The 16531-nt window shown below is 67.9% G+C and carries 14 protein-coding genes; 10 read left to right on the forward strand and 4 right to left on the reverse strand.

The window, feature by feature from the left end:
* Positions 1-3: 3 nt before the first annotated feature.
* Positions 4-1218: an efflux RND transporter periplasmic adaptor subunit gene (locus tag AC3WL8_RS27635; RefSeq protein ID WP_153955278.1), complete on the reverse strand. Its 1215-nt coding sequence runs from the start codon at positions 1216-1218 to the stop codon at positions 4-6.
* 326 nt (positions 1219-1544) lie between these two features.
* Between AC3WL8_RS27635 and hpnD the strand changes: the two genes are divergently transcribed.
* Positions 1545-2381, forward strand: a complete 837-nt coding sequence (hpnD, locus tag AC3WL8_RS27640) for a presqualene diphosphate synthase HpnD (protein ID WP_013956476.1) — start codon at positions 1545-1547, stop codon at positions 2379-2381.
* Positions 2382-2425: 44 nt separating this feature from the next.
* Positions 2426-3688 carry a Zn-dependent hydrolase gene (locus AC3WL8_RS27645; protein ID WP_013956475.1) on the forward strand — a complete coding sequence of 421 codons (1263 nt, stop codon included), beginning with the start codon at positions 2426-2428 and terminating at the stop codon, positions 3686-3688.
* Positions 3689-3734: 46 nt separating this feature from the next.
* Here the strand turns inward: AC3WL8_RS27645 and AC3WL8_RS27650 are convergent, their stop codons facing one another.
* Positions 3735-4076 (reverse strand): hypothetical protein, encoded by a 342-nt coding sequence (locus AC3WL8_RS27650; RefSeq protein WP_211980979.1) that lies wholly within the window; start codon positions 4074-4076, stop codon positions 3735-3737.
* Between the two features lie 314 nt (positions 4077-4390).
* Here AC3WL8_RS27650 and ompR point away from each other — a divergent pair, with 314 nt between their 5' ends.
* The 6 genes from ompR to AC3WL8_RS27680 all read left to right on the forward strand — a co-directional run bounded on the left by ompR (position 4391) and on the right by AC3WL8_RS27680 (position 10243).
* Positions 4391-5113, forward strand: a complete 723-nt coding sequence (gene ompR / locus AC3WL8_RS27655; RefSeq protein WP_010810107.1) for an osmolarity response regulator transcription factor OmpR — start codon at positions 4391-4393, stop codon at positions 5111-5113.
* A 24-nt stretch (positions 5114-5137) separates the two neighbouring features.
* On the forward strand, positions 5138-6487 hold the full coding sequence (locus AC3WL8_RS27660) for an ATP-binding protein (protein WP_211980978.1): 1350 nt from the start codon (positions 5138-5140) through the stop codon (positions 6485-6487).
* A gap of 224 nt (positions 6488-6711) precedes the next feature.
* Positions 6712-8013: an MFS transporter gene (locus tag AC3WL8_RS27665; protein ID WP_013956472.1), complete on the forward strand. Its 1302-nt coding sequence runs from the start codon at positions 6712-6714 to the stop codon at positions 8011-8013.
* 297 nt (positions 8014-8310) lie between these two features.
* Positions 8311-8859: a peroxiredoxin gene (locus AC3WL8_RS27670; protein WP_010810110.1), complete on the forward strand. Its 549-nt coding sequence runs from the start codon at positions 8311-8313 to the stop codon at positions 8857-8859.
* A 106-nt stretch (positions 8860-8965) separates the two neighbouring features.
* Positions 8966-9487 (forward strand): carboxymuconolactone decarboxylase family protein, encoded by a 522-nt coding sequence (locus tag AC3WL8_RS27675; RefSeq protein WP_211980977.1) that lies wholly within the window; start codon positions 8966-8968, stop codon positions 9485-9487.
* A 183-nt stretch (positions 9488-9670) separates the two neighbouring features.
* Positions 9671-10243 (forward strand): GNAT family N-acetyltransferase, encoded by a 573-nt coding sequence (locus AC3WL8_RS27680; RefSeq protein WP_013956469.1) that lies wholly within the window; start codon positions 9671-9673, stop codon positions 10241-10243.
* Here the strand turns inward: AC3WL8_RS27680 and ispF are convergent, their stop codons facing one another.
* Both ispF and ispD read right to left on the reverse strand, forming a co-directional pair.
* Entirely contained in the window at positions 10244-10753 is a 510-nt protein-coding gene (gene ispF, locus AC3WL8_RS27685; protein ID WP_013956468.1) for a 2-C-methyl-D-erythritol 2,4-cyclodiphosphate synthase, read from the reverse strand.
* Positions 10754-10757: 4 nt separating this feature from the next.
* Positions 10758-11570, reverse strand: coding sequence for a 2-C-methyl-D-erythritol 4-phosphate cytidylyltransferase (gene ispD, locus AC3WL8_RS27690; protein WP_013956467.1), 813 nt, complete (start codon positions 11568-11570; stop codon positions 10758-10760).
* A gap of 142 nt (positions 11571-11712) precedes the next feature.
* Between ispD and mfd the strand changes: the two genes are divergently transcribed.
* Positions 11713-15162 (forward strand): transcription-repair coupling factor, encoded by a 3450-nt coding sequence (gene mfd / locus AC3WL8_RS27695; RefSeq protein ID WP_013956466.1) that lies wholly within the window; start codon positions 11713-11715, stop codon positions 15160-15162.
* A gap of 76 nt (positions 15163-15238) precedes the next feature.
* Positions 15239-16453, forward strand: coding sequence for an acetylornithine deacetylase (gene argE, locus AC3WL8_RS27700; RefSeq protein WP_013956465.1), 1215 nt, complete (start codon positions 15239-15241; stop codon positions 16451-16453).
* Positions 16454-16531 lie beyond the last annotated feature (78 nt).

Raw genomic sequence — 16531 nt, forward strand, 5'->3', positions numbered from 1 at the left:
CGCTCACCCCTGCTTCGGGGTGGCGGCCGGTGCCGATGCCGGGGCGGATGCAGGTCCTGCCGCAGGCGCGACCGTCTGCAGCGGGCGCACCTTCTGGCCCGCGCGCAGCAGGTGCACCCCGGCGGTGACGATGGTCTGGCCCGGGGCCAGGCCCTGGTGCACCTCCACCTCGTTGCCGATGGCCTCGCCCAGCGTCACCGGCACCGGCTTGACCGTGCCGGCGGCGGCGTCATAGATCCAGACCTGGTTGCGGCCCTGCTCCTGCAGCAGCGCGGTCAGCGGCACCCGGATGGCCGGGGTGGCGCCGGTGCGCATGAAGGTCACCACTGCGGTCATGCCGAGCTTGAGGTCGGCGGGCGGGTTCGGCACCGTCACGCGGGTGGCATAGGTGCGGGTGACGGGGTCGGCCGCCGCGGCAATCTCGCGCACGCGGCCAGGCAGCGTGCGCTGCGGCTCGGCCCAGGTATGGATGGTCACGTCGGTAATGCCGCGCAGCAGGTCGACCTGGTCTTCGGGCAGGCCGATGGCGACTTCCTTCTCTGCCGTCTGCGCCACGCGCACCACCGGCTGGCCAGGCGTCACCACCTGGCCCACCTCGGCATCAATCGCCGTGACCACGCCGTCGGCGTCGGCATGCAGCACCGAGTAGCCGGTCTGGTTGGACTGGCTGCGCAGCCCGGCCTGGGCCTGGCGCAGCCGCGATTCGGCGGCGTCGTAGTTGGCCTGGCGCCGGTGCTGCTCGGCAGCGCTGATAAAGCCCCTGGTGAACAGGTCGTTGTAGCGCTTCAGGTCGGCGGCGGCCAGGTCACGGTCGGTCTTCGCGGCCTCGAACTGGGCGCGCGAACCGGCCTCGGCCAGCGACAGGTCGGTGGGATCAAGCCGCGCCAGCGGCTGGCCCTTGCTGACCACCGCGCCCACATCCACCAGCCTGGCGGCGATCTTGCCCCCCACGCGGAAGCCCAGCCGCGACTCCACGCGCGGACGCACGTCGCCGGAGAACTCGAAGGCGGTCTTGCCGTTGTGCGGGCTCAGCTGCATCAGGCGCACCGGGCGCACCTCCGGCGCCGGCTCGGCCTTTTTGCCGCAGCCGGCCAGGGCCAGCAGGCTGGCCGTCAAAAGTGCGGCTACGGTCGCGCCTCGACCGATATGGCGCGGCGGCATCGTAACGACAGGGGTATCTGCAGCCGCAACTTCCGGCACTTGGCAAAGCACTGGCATCGGTAGGCAACGAGTCGGATGGGAACCACTGACAAGACTGGACGGTGAACGCAATCCCTGCGCCCGGGAAGTCGTCGGGGCTGGCGGAATGGCCGTGGGCAGCCGGCATTGGCAATAAATAACTTGTCGGTCAGTAATATAGCGACGACCTCCGGGTGCGTCAAACGGCAGGCGACGAAACCGCTGGAATGAAGACTCAGTTGCCGTTCCGGGCCGGTGAACTGCGCTGACAGGCTTCGGCATGCGCGACCATACCCTGCCGGGCGCGATGCTACAATCCGCCGCGCCTCTGCCGCTTCCCCCCACATCTTCGACCCGAGACCGGCGTGACGCCCGATCAGTATTGCCAAGAGAAAGTCGCCCAGAGCGGCTCGAGCTTCTATTACAGCTTCCTGTTCCTGCCGGCCGAGCGCCGCCGCGCCATCACCGCGCTGTACGCCTGGTGCCGCGAAGTCGACGACGTGGTCGACGACACCCATGACGCGGGCCTGGCCCACCAGCAGCTGGACTGGTGGCGCGCCGAACTGCGCCGCCTGTTCGAGGGCGAGCCGACCCATCCGACCACCAAGGCCCTGCAGCCGCATGTGCGCAGCGCCGGCCTGCCCCAGGGCGAGATGTCCGAAGTGCTGGAAGGCATGGAAATGGACCTGACCCAGACCCGCTACCTGGACGAGCCCGGCCTGACCCGCTACTGCCATTGCGTGGCCGGCGTGGTCGGCACGCTCAGCGCGCGGCTGTTCGGCTATACCGACCCGCAGACCCTGGTCTTTGCCGAGAAGCTTGGCCAGTCGCTGCAACTGGTCAATATCCTGCGCGACGTCGGCGAGGACGCGCGGCGCGGGCGCATCTACCTGCCGGTCAATACGCTGCAGCAGTTCCAGGTTCCGGCCTCCGAGATCCTGAAGGGCGAGCATTCCGAGCGCTTTGTCGCGCTGATGCAGTACCACGCCGGCCGGGCCCGCGCGCTGTACCATGAGGCACTAGCGCTGCTGCCGAAGCAGGACCGCCGCGCCCAGCGTGCCGGCCTGCTGATGGGCGCGATTTACCACGCACTGCTCGACGAACTGGAAGCGAGCCAGTTCCAGGTGCTGAACCAGCGCATCGCGCTGACCCCGCTGCGCAAGCTGTGGATTGCCTGGAAGACCTGGTTGCGCAACAGCTAGCGTCCTGCCCCTTTTCTGTTCGACCCGTCCCAAGCCGCACCGCCATGACGCAGACCTCAGCTTCCCTCGGCGACGCCATCCTCGCCCACGCCGACCAGCTCGCCCGCTTCTCCGACATGGAAGGCGGCCTCACCTGCGCCTACCTGACCCCGGCCCACCGCGCCGCGCAGGCCCGGCTTGCGCAGTGGATGGAGGCGGCCGGCATGCAGGTGCGGATCGACGCCATCGGCAACGTCATCGGCCGTTATGCGGCCGACCCGGCCGTGCCCGGCGCGCGCGTGCTGATGACCGGCTCGCACTTCGACACCGTGCGCAATGGCGGGCGCTATGACGGCCGTCTTGGCATCCTGCTGCCGATCGCCGTGGTCGGCGCGCTCAACCAGGCCGGCATCCGCCTGCCCTATCACTTTGATGTCGTGGGGTTCGCCGAAGAGGAAGGCCTGCGCTTCAAGACCAGCTTCCTGGCCAGCAGCGTGCTGGCGGGCCGCTTCGATCCCGCCCTGCTGGAGCGCCAGGACGCGGACGGCATCACGCTGCGCGAGGCGCTGGCGGCATCGGACCTGCCCGGCGCGGGCGATCTGCAGGCCCTGCGCGCCGCAGCGGTCGATCCGGCGTCGCTGCTGGGTTTTGTCGAAGTGCATATCGAGCAGGGCCCGGTGCTGCTGCACCACGACTTGCCTCTGGGCGTGGTCACGCAGATCGCGGGCAGCAGCCGCTTTGCGGTGCGGGTCGAAGGCCAGGCCAGCCACGCCGGCACCACGCCGATGGGCATGCGCCGCGACGCCGCCGCGGGCGCGGCCGAGATGATCCTGCTGGTGGAGCAACGCTGCGCGGCGGCGTCGACGCTGGTCGGTACGGTGGGCCAGCTGCAGGTGCCCAACGGGTCGAGCAATGTCATCCCGGCGGCCTGCACCTTCTCGATGGATATTCGCGCCGGCGAGGATGGCATCCGCGAGGCCGCCATCGTCGACATCGTCGCCGGCATCGGCCAGATCGCGGAACGGCGCGGGCTGGCCGCCCAGGTGGAGCGCGTACCGCCGGTCAACAACGCGCCGTGCGCGCGCTGGCTGATGGACCAGTTCGGGGCGGTGCTGAAGAAGCGCGGGCTGCAGGCCTTCGAGTTGCCCTCCGGCGCCGGCCATGACGCCATGATGATGCAGCGCATCACTGACGTGGCCATGCTGTTCGTGCGTTGCGGCAACGGCGGCATCAGCCACAACCCGCTGGAAACCATCACGGCGGAGGATGCCCAGCTGGCGGCGGAGGTCTTCGTGGATTTCCTGCGGCACTTCCAGCCGCGCGGCTAAGCGCCACAGTGGCGTACCATGGGGGGCGCGGCACGACAAGAACGGGTCAGCCGCCCTGGTAGATATCGCGCCCGAAGTCGTAGAGGTTCTTGCGCAGCTTGCGGCGCTCGTCCGGCGACAGGCGCGAGCCGCCGCGTTCGTCCGCGCGCCGGCGCTCGGCTTCGCGCTGCTCGGCGCGATGGCGCTCGGCACGGGCCCGCGCCTCGCGCTGGCTGTTGCCGGGATCGCTGGCCTGGGTCGACGGGTGGCGCTTGAGCAGGTTGGCCATGCCGGCCGATTGCGCCTGCACCGTCCCGGCCGGCATGCACAGCGCCAGCACGGCCAGCGCTAGGCAGGCGCCGGCGATACCATGCTGCGGATGCCCGTGCCGGGTTCGGTTCACTTTCATTGATAATGGCGATCTTGGCCTCGGGAAAAGCAGCCGTTGGACTGACTGGATGGACTGCCCTGAGGCCGGGAATTCCGGTACCCCGTCCGGCGCCGCACCCTCTGCAAGCATCGCGCCAGCGCGGGCTAGGCAGGCTGGGCGAGGCAGTGGTTCGTCTGGTGCAAATGCGTGGAAACCTGCCGCGCATGGCGCCCAAAAAGACGGATTGCGCAGTGTAATCGCACGATTGGTGCACACTGCCATACCACGGGGTAAAGTATGTAACGTTTTGTTAAGCCATTTTGAGCGAAAGCGATAGTCGCTAAGATACCGCCATGGAAAATACCAGCCACAAGATTCTTGTCGTCGACGATGACCCGCGTCTGCGCGATTTGCTGCGCCGCTATCTGGGCGAACAGGGTTTCACCGTGCTGGTGGCGGAAAACGCCACCGCGATGAACAAGCTCTGGCTGCGCGAGCGTTTCGACCTGCTGGTGCTGGACCTGATGATGCCGGGCGAAGACGGCCTGTCGATCTGCCGCCGGCTGCGCGGGGCCAATGACCAGACCCCGATCATCATGCTCACCGCCAAGGGCGAGGACGTGGACCGCATCGTCGGCCTGGAAATGGGCGCCGACGACTACCTGCCCAAGCCGTTCAACCCGCGCGAGCTGATCGCGCGCATCCACGCGGTGCTGCGCCGCAAGGGCCCGGCCGAAGTGCCCGGCGCCCCGTCGGAAACGCCCGAGACCTTCGCCTTCGGCGACTTCGTGCTGAACCTGGCCACGCGCACGCTGACCAAGAACGATGAGGAAATCACGCTGACCACTGGCGAGTTCTCCGTCCTCAAGGTGTTTGCCCGCCATCCGCGCCAGCCGCTCTCGCGCGAGAAGCTGATGGAAATGGCGCGCGGCCGTGAATACGAAGTGTTCGACCGCAGCCTGGACGTGCAGATCTCGCGCCTGCGCAAGCTGATCGAGCCGGACCCGAGCAACCCCCGTTTTATCCAGACGGTGTGGGGCCTGGGCTACGTCTTCATCCCCGATGGCGTGAAGTAACCGATCGCGGCCGCTGTTCCCATCGTGGCGACCGTAATCGGTAGAACCGCAACGCGGTTCTTTGGTTCGCTGTTCTGGCGGACCTTCATGCTTATCGCCCTGCTGCTGGCGATTTCGCTGGGCATCTGGTTCCAGAGCTACCGGCTGTTCGAACGCGCCCCGCGCGCGCAGCAGATCGCCATGCAGGTGGTCAGCGTGGTCAAGCTCACGCGCGCCGCCCTGCTCTATTCCGACCCCGCCCGGCGCCGCTTCCTGCTGCTCGACCTGGTGCAGAACGAAGGCATCAAGGTCTATCCGCGCGAGAAGGACGACGACTTCGCCGCGCCCACCGCCAACCCGTTCCTGACCACCCTGGTGCAGCAGGAGATCCGCAGCCGCCTGGGCGAGGACACGGTGCTGGCCACCACCGTCAACGACATTCCTGGCGTGTGGGTCAGTTTCGAGATCGAGGGCGACGACTACTGGGTGGCGATCAGCCCCGAGCGCTTCGAGCGCGTGCCCGGCATCCAGTGGCTGTGGTGGAGTATTGCCGCGCTGCTGCTGTCGATCATCGGCGCGGCCTTTATCACCGCGCGCGTCAACTACCCGCTCAAGCGGCTGGCCAACGCCGCGCGCGCCATCGGCGCCGGCGGCGACCCGCCGCCGCTGCCCGAGCATGGCGCCAGCGAAGTGGCGCTGGCCAACCACAGCTTCAACCAGATGGTGCGCGACCTGCGCCAGCTCGACGACGACCGCGTGGTGATGCTGGCCGGCATCTCGCATGACCTGCGCACGCCGCTGACGCGGCTGCGCCTGGAAACCGAGATGTCGCCGATGGACACTGTCACGCGCGACGCTATGATCGCCGACATCGAGCAGATGGACGCGATCATCGGCCAGTTCCTCAACTACGCGCGGCCGCCGCTGGAGACCGTCGAGCCGGTGGACCTGTCGGCGCTGGTGCACGATGCCGTGGGCGTCTACGCCGCGCATGACGACGTGCGCGTGCACGTGCGCGCCAATGAGCCGGTGATGGCCGTGGCCAACCGCATGGAAGTGCAGCGCATCCTGGACAACCTGGTCGAGAACGCGCGCCGCTATGCCAAGGACGAGCAAAGCGGCATGGCCGTGGTAGAGATCACCACGCGCGTGGACGACAAGGAGGCCGTGCTGACCGTGGCCGACCACGGCAACGGCGTGCCCGACGGCCAGCTGTCGCTGCTGACGCGGCCCTTCTACCGGCTCGACGCCGCGCGCAGCGAGGCCAAGGGCGCCGGGCTGGGCATGTCCATCGTCAACCGCATCATGCAGCGCAATGGCGGCCGGCTGCTGCTGGCCAACCGCGCCGCCCCGGCTACCGGTCTGGTGGTCAGCGCCTGCTTCCGGCGCGCCTGAGCGTCACCTGAGCGCCATCCCCGGCGCATTGACAGGTTTTCGACAGCCTTTGATAGGCTTCTGAAAGGCTTTCGTCAGGGCAATGACAGGGTCGCGGCGCACACTGGCGCCCGTCATCAGGCCCGCGGCGAAATCCTTCCCACGCGGCGTGACCCGCGCACGCCTGGCTGACTTCTCCGAACCATCATGCCGCCGGGGCCACCGGCGGTGCCTGAGAGACAGCCATGTCAGATACCTCCGCAGCCACCCCCGGCGCGCAGCACGGGTTCCGCACCGTGTTCCGCGTCGTCAGCGGCAACTTCCTGGAAATGTATGACTTCATGGTGTACGGCTTCTACGCGGCCGCCATCGCCAGGACCTTCTTCCCCAGCGGCAACGAGTTCGCCTCGCTGATGCTATCCCTTGCCACCTTTGGCGCGGGCTTCCTGATGCGGCCGCTGGGCGCGATCGTGCTGGGCGCCTACATCGACCGCCATGGCCGCCGCAAGGGCCTGATCATGACGCTGGCGCTGATGGCCATGGGCACGCTGCTGATTGCCTGCGTGCCGGGCTACGCCACCATTGGCGTGGCCGCGCCGCTGCTGGTGCTGGCCGGGCGGCTGCTGCAGGGCTTCTCCGCGGGCGTGGAGCTGGGCGGCGTCTCGGTCTACCTGTCGGAAATCGCCAGGCCTGGCCGCAAAGGCTTCTACGTCGCGTGGCAATCGGGCAGCCAGCAGGTGGCGGTGATCTTCGCCGGCCTGCTGGGCGTGATCCTGCACGCCATGCTGGCGCCGGCGCAGATGGATGAATGGGGCTGGCGCATTCCCTTCCTGGTGGGCTGCCTGATTGTGCCGTTCCTGTTCCTGATCCGCCGTTCGCTGGAAGAGACCGAAGCCTTCAAGGCGCGCAAGCACCGCCCCGCCATCGACGAGATCTACCGCTCGATGCTGGACAACTGGCGCATCATCCTGGCCGGCTGCATGATGGTGGTGATGACCACGGTGTCGTTCTACATGATCACCGCATACACGCCGACCTTCGGCAAGACCGTGCTGAAGCTGGACGACACCGACAACCTGATCGTCACCATGTGCGTGGGCCTGTCCAACTTTATCTGGCTGCCGCTGATGGGCGCGCTGTCGGACCGCATCGGGCGCAAGCCGCTGCTGCTGTTCTTCACCGTGGCGACGCTGCTGACCGCGTACCCTGCCGTGTCGTGGCTGGTGGCCGAGCCGTCGTTCTCGCGGCTGCTGATGGTGGAACTGTGGCTGTCGTTCCTGTATGGCAGCTATAACGGCGCGATGGTGGTGGCGCTGACCGAGATCATGCCGCCCGCGGTGCGCACCACCGGCTTCTCGCTGGCCTACAGCCTGGCCACGGCGCTGTTCGGCGGCTTCACGCCGGCAATCTCGACCTGGCTGATCCACGCCACCGGCAACAAGGCGGCGCCGGGACTGTGGCTGATGTTCGCCGCGCTGTGCGGACTGGTCGCCACGCTGGTGATCTTCCGGGCGCGCCGCGCGGAGCCGGTCATGCATCCGGCCTGAACATGGCGGGTTGAACTCGCCGCAATCGTCACCAACTTGCCATGAGCGGGCCCATCGCGCATGGCATACTTGCCCTTCCGCATCGAAGCCGCCAGGCTGATGCCGCGCGGCTGCCCATGCCGGGATTCGCTCCAGGCGTCACATGCCTTGCCTATCGGGCTCTTTGAGAATATCAATTAGCCCGGCATCTGGTGATGACGCATAATCACGTTTTGTCGCGGTAAGCCACGCAGCCGGCCCACGCCAGCCGCGCGGCGGCAGCACCGCTCTCATTGCAACCGTATCAGGAGATAGTCTATGAAGACCGTTGGTGACAAGCTCGAAGCCTTCCACGTCGTCGGTGTCAAGCCGGGTTTCAACAATCACGAAGAGAACGGCCAGTCGGCTTTCGAAGACATCACCGAAAAGTCGTTCGAAGGCAAGTGGAAGATCATCTACTTCTACCCGAAGGACTTCACCTTCGTCTGCCCGACCGAAATCGTTGCCTTCGCCAAGCTGAACGGCGACTTCGCCGACCGCGACGCGATCGTGCTGGGCGGCTCGACCGACAACGAATTCGTCAAGCTGGCATGGCGCCGCGAACACAAGGACCTGAACAAGCTGAACCAGTGGCAATTCGCCGACGTGACCGGTTCGCTGATCGACCAGCTGGGCGTGCGTGACCACGCTGCCGGCGTTGCGCTGCGCGCGACCTTCATCGTCGACCCGGACAACGTGATCCAGCACGTGTCGGTGAACAACCTTAACGTGGGCCGCAACCCGGAAGAAGTCCTGCGCATCCTGGACGGTCTGCAAACGGACGAGCTGTGCCCGTGCAACCGTGCCGTTGGTGGCGCCACGCTGTAATTTGCTGTCTGTCGCCAGACACCGTGGCGATTCGCGGAGGGTCCTGCCCTCCGCATCAAAACCCGCTTGCGCGGGTTTTTTGAGCCCCGATCGATAGGAGAAATAAATGGAATTCCTCAGCGCGATTAAAAATCTCATCCCCGATTACGCCAAGGACATCCGCCTGAACGTGGACGGCACTATCGCGCGCTCTTCGCTGGAAGGCAACGATGCGGTGGGCGTGGCGCTGGCGGCGGCATTCGCGGCGCAGAGCAAGGTGCTGGTGGATGCCATCCGCAACGCCGGCGTGCTGTCGCCCGAGGAAACCAACGCCGCGCTGACCGCAGCGGCGCTGATGGGCATGAACAACACCTGGTACCCGTACGTCGAGATGGCCGACGATCCGGACCTGGCCACCCAGCCGGCCGGCCTGCGCATGAACGCCTATGCCACCCATGGCGGCGTGGACAAGCGCCGTTTCGAAATGTACGCGCTGGCCGCCTCAATCGTGGGCAAGTGCCACTTCTGCGTGAAGTCGCACTACCAGTTGCTGAAGAATGAACAGGGCATGACCGCGCAGCAACTGCGCGATGTCGGCCGCATCGCCGCCGTGATCGTGGCCGCCGCCAACGTGATCGCCGCGCAATAAGCCCCGCCAAAGCGCGCCCCCGCGCCCTCCGCGGCGCCCTGCCACGGGCGCCGTAGCACAGCAGCCGGCAGCTTCCCATCAGGAATTGCCGGCTGTTCCCATCCTGCAACCGCTCCGCGCCGAGGCTGCACACGTGCGGCGATCGGCCTACAATCCAGGCAGGACACGCACTTACAGCCTGCCATGACCCTGCCTTCGCCGACTTCCCCCCGCTTCCACTACCGCCTCGCGGCGGTGCATGACTGGGGCGACATCGCCGCCGTCACGCAACAAGCCTACGGGCAATATGAGCTAGCCATCATGGAAGACTGCCGCGCCTCGTTCCAGCGCGGCATGCAGGCGGTGCTGGCGACCAGCCATCCGGATATGGAATGGTGGGTGGCGGAGACCGATCACGGCATCATGGGCGCCGTGCTGTTCTGCCATCCGGGCGCCACGCTGCCGGCACTGGACGGCAGCACCATCACCCTGACCCAGCCGGAAGCGCGGCTGCTGTCGGTGAGCCCGCAGGCGCGCGGCCTGGGCCTGGGCCGCACGCTGATGCAGATCTGCATCCAGCGCGCGCGCGATATCGGCGCGTCCACGCTGGTGGTGCGCACCATGCCGGAAATGGCATCGGCCAACCGGCTGTGCCAGCAGATGGGCTTCACCAAGCGCACCGAAGCCGGTGCGCGCGCGGGCGCAATGGCCCGCCTGATCGACTACACCTACGCCATCCCGCCGGAAAACGCGGCACCAGACGCCGCGCGGCCCTGATCAGTCCTGCACGTCGCCCACCGAGGCGCGCCAGAGCAGCACCGCGGCCTGCGCCACGATGCCCTCCTGGCGCCCTTCGAAGCCCAGCTTCTCGTTGGTCTTGGCCTTGACGTTGCAGCGACCGCGCGCCACCCCCAGGTCTTCCGCCAGGTTCGCCACCATCGCCCCGATATGCGGGGCCAGCTTGGGCGCCTGCGCGATCACGGTGGCATCCACATTGCCGATTTCATAGCCCGCCGCGCGCACGCGGCGCGCGGCCTCGCGCAGCAGCGCGCGGCTGTCGGCGCCGGCAAACTGCGCGTCGGTGTCGGGGAAATGGCGGCCGATATCGCCCAGCGCGGCCGCGCCGAAGAGCGCGTCGGTGACCGCGTGCAGCAGCGCATCCGCATCGGAATGGCCCAGCAGGCCGCGGTCATGCGGGATCTCGACCCCGCCCAGGATCAGCTTGCGGCCAGGCACCAACGCGTGGACGTCATAGCCCTGTCCCACCCGGATATCGAAAGGCATCATGCGGTCAGTCTCCTTTGCCGTCGTTGCCCAGCAGCACTTCGGCCAGTGCGAAGTCCTCCGGGTAGGTCACCTTGAAATTGCGCAGCGAGCCGTTGACCAGACGCGGATGCAGCCCCAGGCGCTCGATCGCGCTGGCCTCGTCGGTGACCACCGCGCCGGCCGCCATGGCGTCCTGCAGCGCCTGGCGCAGCACGCCCAGGCGGAACATCTGCGGCGTCTGCGCCTGCCACAGGCCCTCGCGCGGCACCGTGGCGCCGATGCGGGCGTCTTCCTGGGCACGCTTGAGCGTGTCGGGCACCGGCACAGCCAGGATGCCGCCGATGGCGGCGTCAGGGTCGTCGTCGCCGTCGCTTTCCACCGCGCGCACCAGTGCGTGGATCATCGCCGGGGTCAGGCCCGGGCGCGCGGCATCGTGCACCAGCACCCAGTCGCTCTCGGTCGCGCCCAGCTGCGCCAGGTGGTGCAGCCCGGCCAGCACCGACGCATGGCGGGTATCGCCGCCGACAAAGGCGGTATCGAAGCGCAGCCCGGCAAACGCCGCCGCGCCGAAGCGCGATTCCAGCGGCATGTCGTCGGGCGCCAGCACCAGCGCGGTGGCGTTGATGGCGTCGCACGCGGAGAACGCCGCCAGCGCGTACCAGATCATCGGCCGGCCGGCCACGGTCTGGTATTGCTTGGGCACGGCGCCGCCGGCGCGGCTGCCGGAACCGGCACAGGGAATCAGGGCAAAGCGGCGAGCGGACACAGGATCGGGGTGGAGTGAAAGAGGCGCGGGCGCCTGCCGGCCAGCATGGCCAGCGGGACAACCGGTGCGCATTCTATAATACGGCCCTTGCCCGTCGCCATGCCGCGCCATTCCGCATTGACGCGTGCCCGGCACGGGCCGTTGAGGTCCCCTGCTCCGACCCCCGCCCGCAATGCCGGCGGGGTATCGTCGTTTTGAACGCCCCGCTGCCGACATGCCTGACGCCAAGCCCGCCTTCCCCTTTCTCAACCTGCCGCTGGTCAAGCCGGGGCTGCGCCACAGCGTGGCCGGCCTGCGCGGCTCGGCCGATGCGCTGGCTGTGGCCGCGTACGCTCGGCAGCACCGCGAGCGCGCGCCGATGCTGGCCGTGGTGTGCTCCCACGCGGTCGATGCCCAGCGCCTGGCCGAGGAAATCCCCTGGTTCGCGCCCGAGCTGCGCGTGCGCCTGCTGCCCGACTGGGAAACCCTCCCCTACGACAGCTTCTCGCCGCACCAGGATCTGGTGTCCGAGCGCCTGGCCACGCTGCACGATATCCAGACCGGGCAATGCGACGTGATGCTGGTGCCGGCCACCACCGCGCTGTACCGGCTGGCGCCACCGGCTTTCCTGGCGGCCTACACCTTCTTCTTCAAGCAGGGCGAGCGCCTGGACGAGAACGCGCTCAAGGCCCAGTTCACGCTGGCCGGCTACGAGCACGTCAGCGCGGTGATGCGTCCCGGCGAATACAGCGTGCGCGGCGGCCTGATCGACCTGTACCCGATGGGCTCGGCGCTGCCGTACCGGATCGACCTGTTCGGCGACGAGATCGAAACCATCCGCGCCTTCGACCCCGATACCCAGCGCAGCCTGTACCCGGTCAAGGAGGTGCGGTTGCTGCCCGGGCGCGAGTTCCCCCTAGACGAAGCCGCGCGCACCGCCTTCCGCGGCCGCTGGCGCGAGGTGTTCGAGGGCGACCCGACCAAGTCGCCGATCTACAAGGACATCGGCAACGGCGTGCCATCGGCCGGCATCGAGTACTACCTGCCGCTGTTCTTCGAGCACAGCGCAACCGTGTTCGACTACCTGCCCGCCGATACCCAGCTGGCTTTCGCCGGCAATGTCGACGAGGCCATCCGCCGCTTCTGGGCCGATACCACGCAGCGCTACAACTTCATGCGCCACGACCGCGAGCGCCCGCTGCTGCCGCCCGCGGACCTGTTCCTGTCCGAGGAGCAGTTCTTCGTTGCCGCCAAGCCGATGGCGCGCCTGGTGCTCCAGGCCGAAGCCAATGCGGACCAGGCCGCGTTCTCGGCCATGCTGCCCGACGTCGCGGTGAACCGCCGCGCCGATGATCCGCTGGTCAACCTGGAAGCGCTGCTGCTCGACAAGCAGACCCGCGTGCTGATGTGCGCCGACTCGGCCGGGCGGCGCGAGACCCTGCTGCAGCTCTTTGCCGAAAGCGGCCTGCGCCCGCATCCGGTGGACGACTTTGCCGCGTTCCTGGCCGGCGAAGCGCATTTCTCGATCGCGGTGGCGCCGCTGCAGAGCGGCTTTGCGCTGCCGCAGTGGCAGATCGCCTTTGTCACCGAGGCCGAGCTCTACGCCGGCACCACGCGCCGCACCGGCCGCCGCAAGCAGGAGCAGGCCTCCGCCGTTGACTCGATGGTGCGCGACCTGGCCGAGCTGAAGATCGGCGACCCGGTGGTGCACAGCGAGCACGGCATCGGCCGCTACCAGGGCCTGGTCACGCTGGACATGGGCCAGGGCGACGAGGAATTCCTGCACCTGGACTACGACAAGGGCAGCAAGCTGTACGTGCCGGTGCACCAGTTGCACGTGATCTCGCGCTATTCCGGCGCCGATCCCGATACCGCGCCGCTGCACCACCTGGGCTCGGGCCAGTGGGACAAGGCCAAGCGCAAGGCGGCCCAGCAGATCCGCGACACCGCTGCCGAGCTGCTCAACCTGTACGCGCGCCGCGCCGCGCGCGAGGGCTTTGCCTTCCCGCTCTCGCCCAAGGACTACGAGACCTTTGCCGAGAGCTTCGGCTTCGAGGAAACGCCGGACCAGGCCGCCGCCATTGCCGCGGTGATCGCCGACATGACCTCGGGCAAGCCGATGGACCGCCTGGTCTGCGGCGACGTGGGCTTCGGCAAGACCGAGGTGGCGCTGCGCGCGGCCTTTGTCGCGGTGCTGGGCGGCAAGCAGGTGGCGATGCTGGCGCCGACCACGCTGCTGGCCGAGCAGCACTTCCAGACGCTGTCCGACCGCTTTGCCGAATGGCCGGTGCGCATCGTCGAGCTGTCGCGCTTCAAGACCAAGAAAGAGATCGACGCGGCCATCAAGCAGATCAACGAAGGCACCGTCGACATCGTCATCGGCACCCACAAGATCCTGTCCGACCAGGTCAGGTTCGAGCGCCTGGGCCTGGTCATCATCGACGAGGAACACCGCTTCGGCGTGCGCCAGAAGGAGGCGTTGAAGACCCTGCGCGCCGAGGTCGACGTGCTGACCCTGACCGCCACGCCGATCCCGCGCACGCTGGGCATGGCGCTGGAAGGCCTGCGCGACTTCTCGGTGATCGCGACCGCGCCGCAGAAGCGGCTGGCGATCAAGACCTTCGTGCGGCGCGAGGAAGACGGCGTGATCCGCGAGGCCATCCTGCGCGAGCTCAAGCGCGGCGGCCAGGTCTACTTCCTGCACAACGAGGTCGAGACCATCGAGAACAAGCGCGCGCGGCTGGCCGAGCTGGTGCCAGAGGCGCGCATTGCCGTCGCGCACGGCCAGATGCACGAGCGCGAGCTGGAACGCGTGATGCGCGACTTCGTCGCGCGCCGCGACAACATCCTGCTGTGCACCACCATCATCGAGACCGGCATCGACGTGCCGACCGCCAACACCATCCTGATCCACCGCTCAGACAAGTTCGGCCTGGCGCAGCTGCACCAGCTGCGCGGCCGGGTCGGGCGCTCGCACCACCAGGCCTATGCCTACCTGCTGGTGCATGACGTCGAGGGCCTGACCAAGCAGGCGGGGCGCCGGCTGGAGGCCATCCAGCAGATGGAAGAACTGGGCTCCGGCTTCTACCTGGCCATGCACGACCTGGAAATCCGTGGCGCGGGCGAGGTGCTGGGCGACAAGCAGTCGGGCGAGATCCACGAGATCGGCTTCCAGCTCTACACCGACATGCTCAACGCCGCGGTCAAGGCCCTCAAGGCGGGCAAGGAGCCCGACCTGATGGCGCCCTTGGCCGCCACCACCGAGATCAACCTGGGCACGCCGGCGCTGTTGCCCAACGACTACTGCGCCGACGTGCACGAGCGCCTGTCGCTGTACAAGCGGCTGGCCAACTGCGAGACCGCCGAGCGCGTGGACGACATCCAGGAAGAGCTGATCGACCGCTTCGGCCGGCTGCCGGCGCAGGCGCAGGCACTGGTCGAGACCCACCGGCTGCGCATCGCCGCGGCGCCGCTGGGCGTGCGCAAGATCGACGCGGGCGAGGCCACCATCAGCGTGCAGTTCGTGCCCAACCCGCCGATCGACGCGATGCGCATCATCGACCTGGTGCAGAAGAACCGCCATATCAAGCTGGCCGGGCAGGACAAGCTGCGCATCGAGGCCAAGATGCCGGACGTGGCGATCCGCGCGCAGACCATCAAGCATACGTTGCGGCAACTGGCGTAGGACGGGCATCCTGCATGGACGCGGCGCCCGACCGGGTGTAGCATCAAGTACTTAACAAGTTAGCGATAACGCCCCAATGCCTGCCCACGCCGCCTCCCACCGCCAGCCCGTCACCGAAACCGCCGCGCGCGGCAGCGCGCTTGAATGGACCCAGCGGCTGGTCGCGTATGACACCACCAGCCGCCACTCCAACCTGGGCCTGATCGAGTCGGTGCGCGACCATTTCCTGGCCAAGGGACTGAAGCCGCATCTGAGCTACAACCCGCAGCGGGACAAGGCCAACCTGTTCGTCACCGTGCCTGCCGCCGACGGCAGCACCAACGGCGGCATCGTGCTCTCCGGCCATACAGACGTGGTGCCGGTGGACGGCCAGGACTGGACGACCGACCCGTTCAAGCCGGTGGTGCGCGACGGCAAGCTCTACGGCCGCGGCACCTGCGACATGAAGGGCTTTATCGGCACCAGCCTGTCGCTGCTGCCGGCCATCCTGCAGGCCAGGCTGCGCGAGCCGGTGCACTACGCGCTGTCCTTCGACGAAGAGATCGGCTGCATGGGCGCGCCCTACCTGCTGGCCGAACTGCGCGACCGCGGCGTGACGCCCGGCGGCTGCATCGTCGGCGAACCCACCAGCATGCGCGTGATCGTCGCGCACAAGGGCATCAACGCCTACCGCTGCTGCGTCAGGGGCCAGGCCGCGCACTCGTCGCTGACGCCGCGCGGCGTCAATGCGATCGAATACGCCGCGCGCCTGATCTGCTTCATCCGCGACATCGCCGATGAATTCAAGGCCAATGGACCCTACGACCAGGCCTTCGACGTGCCCTACACCACCGCGCAGACCGGCACCATCCAGGGCGGCATCGCGCTGAACACCATCCCGGCGCTGTGCGAGTTCGTGTTCGAGTTCCGCAACCTGCCGGGCGTGGATCCCGAAGCCATCTACGCCCGCATCCAGGCCTACGCCAACGACGTGCTGCTGCCGAAGATGCGCGCCGAGCATGACGACGCCGGCCTGACGCTGAGCAAGATCGCGGCCGCGCCGTCGCTGGACGTGGCCGAGCAGGAAGCCATCACGCAGCTGGTGCGCGCGCTGACCGCCGACCGCGACACCAACAAGGTCGCCTATGGTACCGAGGCCGGCCTGTTCCAGCGCGCCGGCATTCCCGCCGTGGTATGCGGGCCTGGCGATATCCAGCAGGCGCACAAGCCGGATGAGTTTGTTTCGCTGGAGCAGCTGGCTGCTTGCGAGGCCTTCCTGCACAAGGTGGTCGACAGCTTGCGCGTGAGCTGACTGCCGAGCGTGCCAGAGCTTTGCTCCCCTCTCCCGATTGCGGGAGAGGGGCCGGGGGAGGGGGCCAGCGCTTCGGCG

The sequence above is a fragment of the Cupriavidus sp. FW305-F7 genome (genome assembly GCF_058782875.1).

Bases quoted from the DNA above. Each gene is read 5' to 3' on its own strand.
- ispF (WP_013956468.1), bottom strand. From the start codon at position 10,753: ATGATGCCTTTCGATATCCGGGTGGGACAGGGCTATGACGTCCACGCG.
- AC3WL8_RS27665 (WP_013956472.1), top strand. From the start codon at position 6,712: ATGTCAGATACCTCCGCAGCCACCCCCGGCGCGCAGCACGGGTTCCGC.
- AC3WL8_RS27675 (WP_211980977.1), top strand. From the start codon at position 8,966: ATGGAATTCCTCAGCGCGATTAAAAATCTCATCCCCGATTACGCCAAG.
- argE (WP_013956465.1), top strand. From the start codon at position 15,239: ATGCCTGCCCACGCCGCCTCCCACCGCCAGCCCGTCACCGAAACCGCC.
- AC3WL8_RS27680 (WP_013956469.1), top strand. From the start codon at position 9,671: ATGACCCTGCCTTCGCCGACTTCCCCCCGCTTCCACTACCGCCTCGCG.
- AC3WL8_RS27635 (WP_153955278.1), bottom strand. From the start codon at position 1,218: ATGCCAGTGCTTTGCCAAGTGCCGGAAGTTGCGGCTGCAGATACCCCT.
- ispD (WP_013956467.1), bottom strand. From the start codon at position 11,570: ATGCGCACCGGTTGTCCCGCTGGCCATGCTGGCCGGCAGGCGCCCGCG.
- AC3WL8_RS27670 (WP_010810110.1), top strand. From the start codon at position 8,311: ATGAAGACCGTTGGTGACAAGCTCGAAGCCTTCCACGTCGTCGGTGTC.
- AC3WL8_RS27645 (WP_013956475.1), top strand. From the start codon at position 2,426: ATGACGCAGACCTCAGCTTCCCTCGGCGACGCCATCCTCGCCCACGCC.
- AC3WL8_RS27650 (WP_211980979.1), bottom strand. From the start codon at position 4,076: ATGAAAGTGAACCGAACCCGGCACGGGCATCCGCAGCATGGTATCGCC.
- mfd (WP_013956466.1), top strand. From the start codon at position 11,713: ATGCCTGACGCCAAGCCCGCCTTCCCCTTTCTCAACCTGCCGCTGGTC.
- ompR (WP_010810107.1), top strand. From the start codon at position 4,391: ATGGAAAATACCAGCCACAAGATTCTTGTCGTCGACGATGACCCGCGT.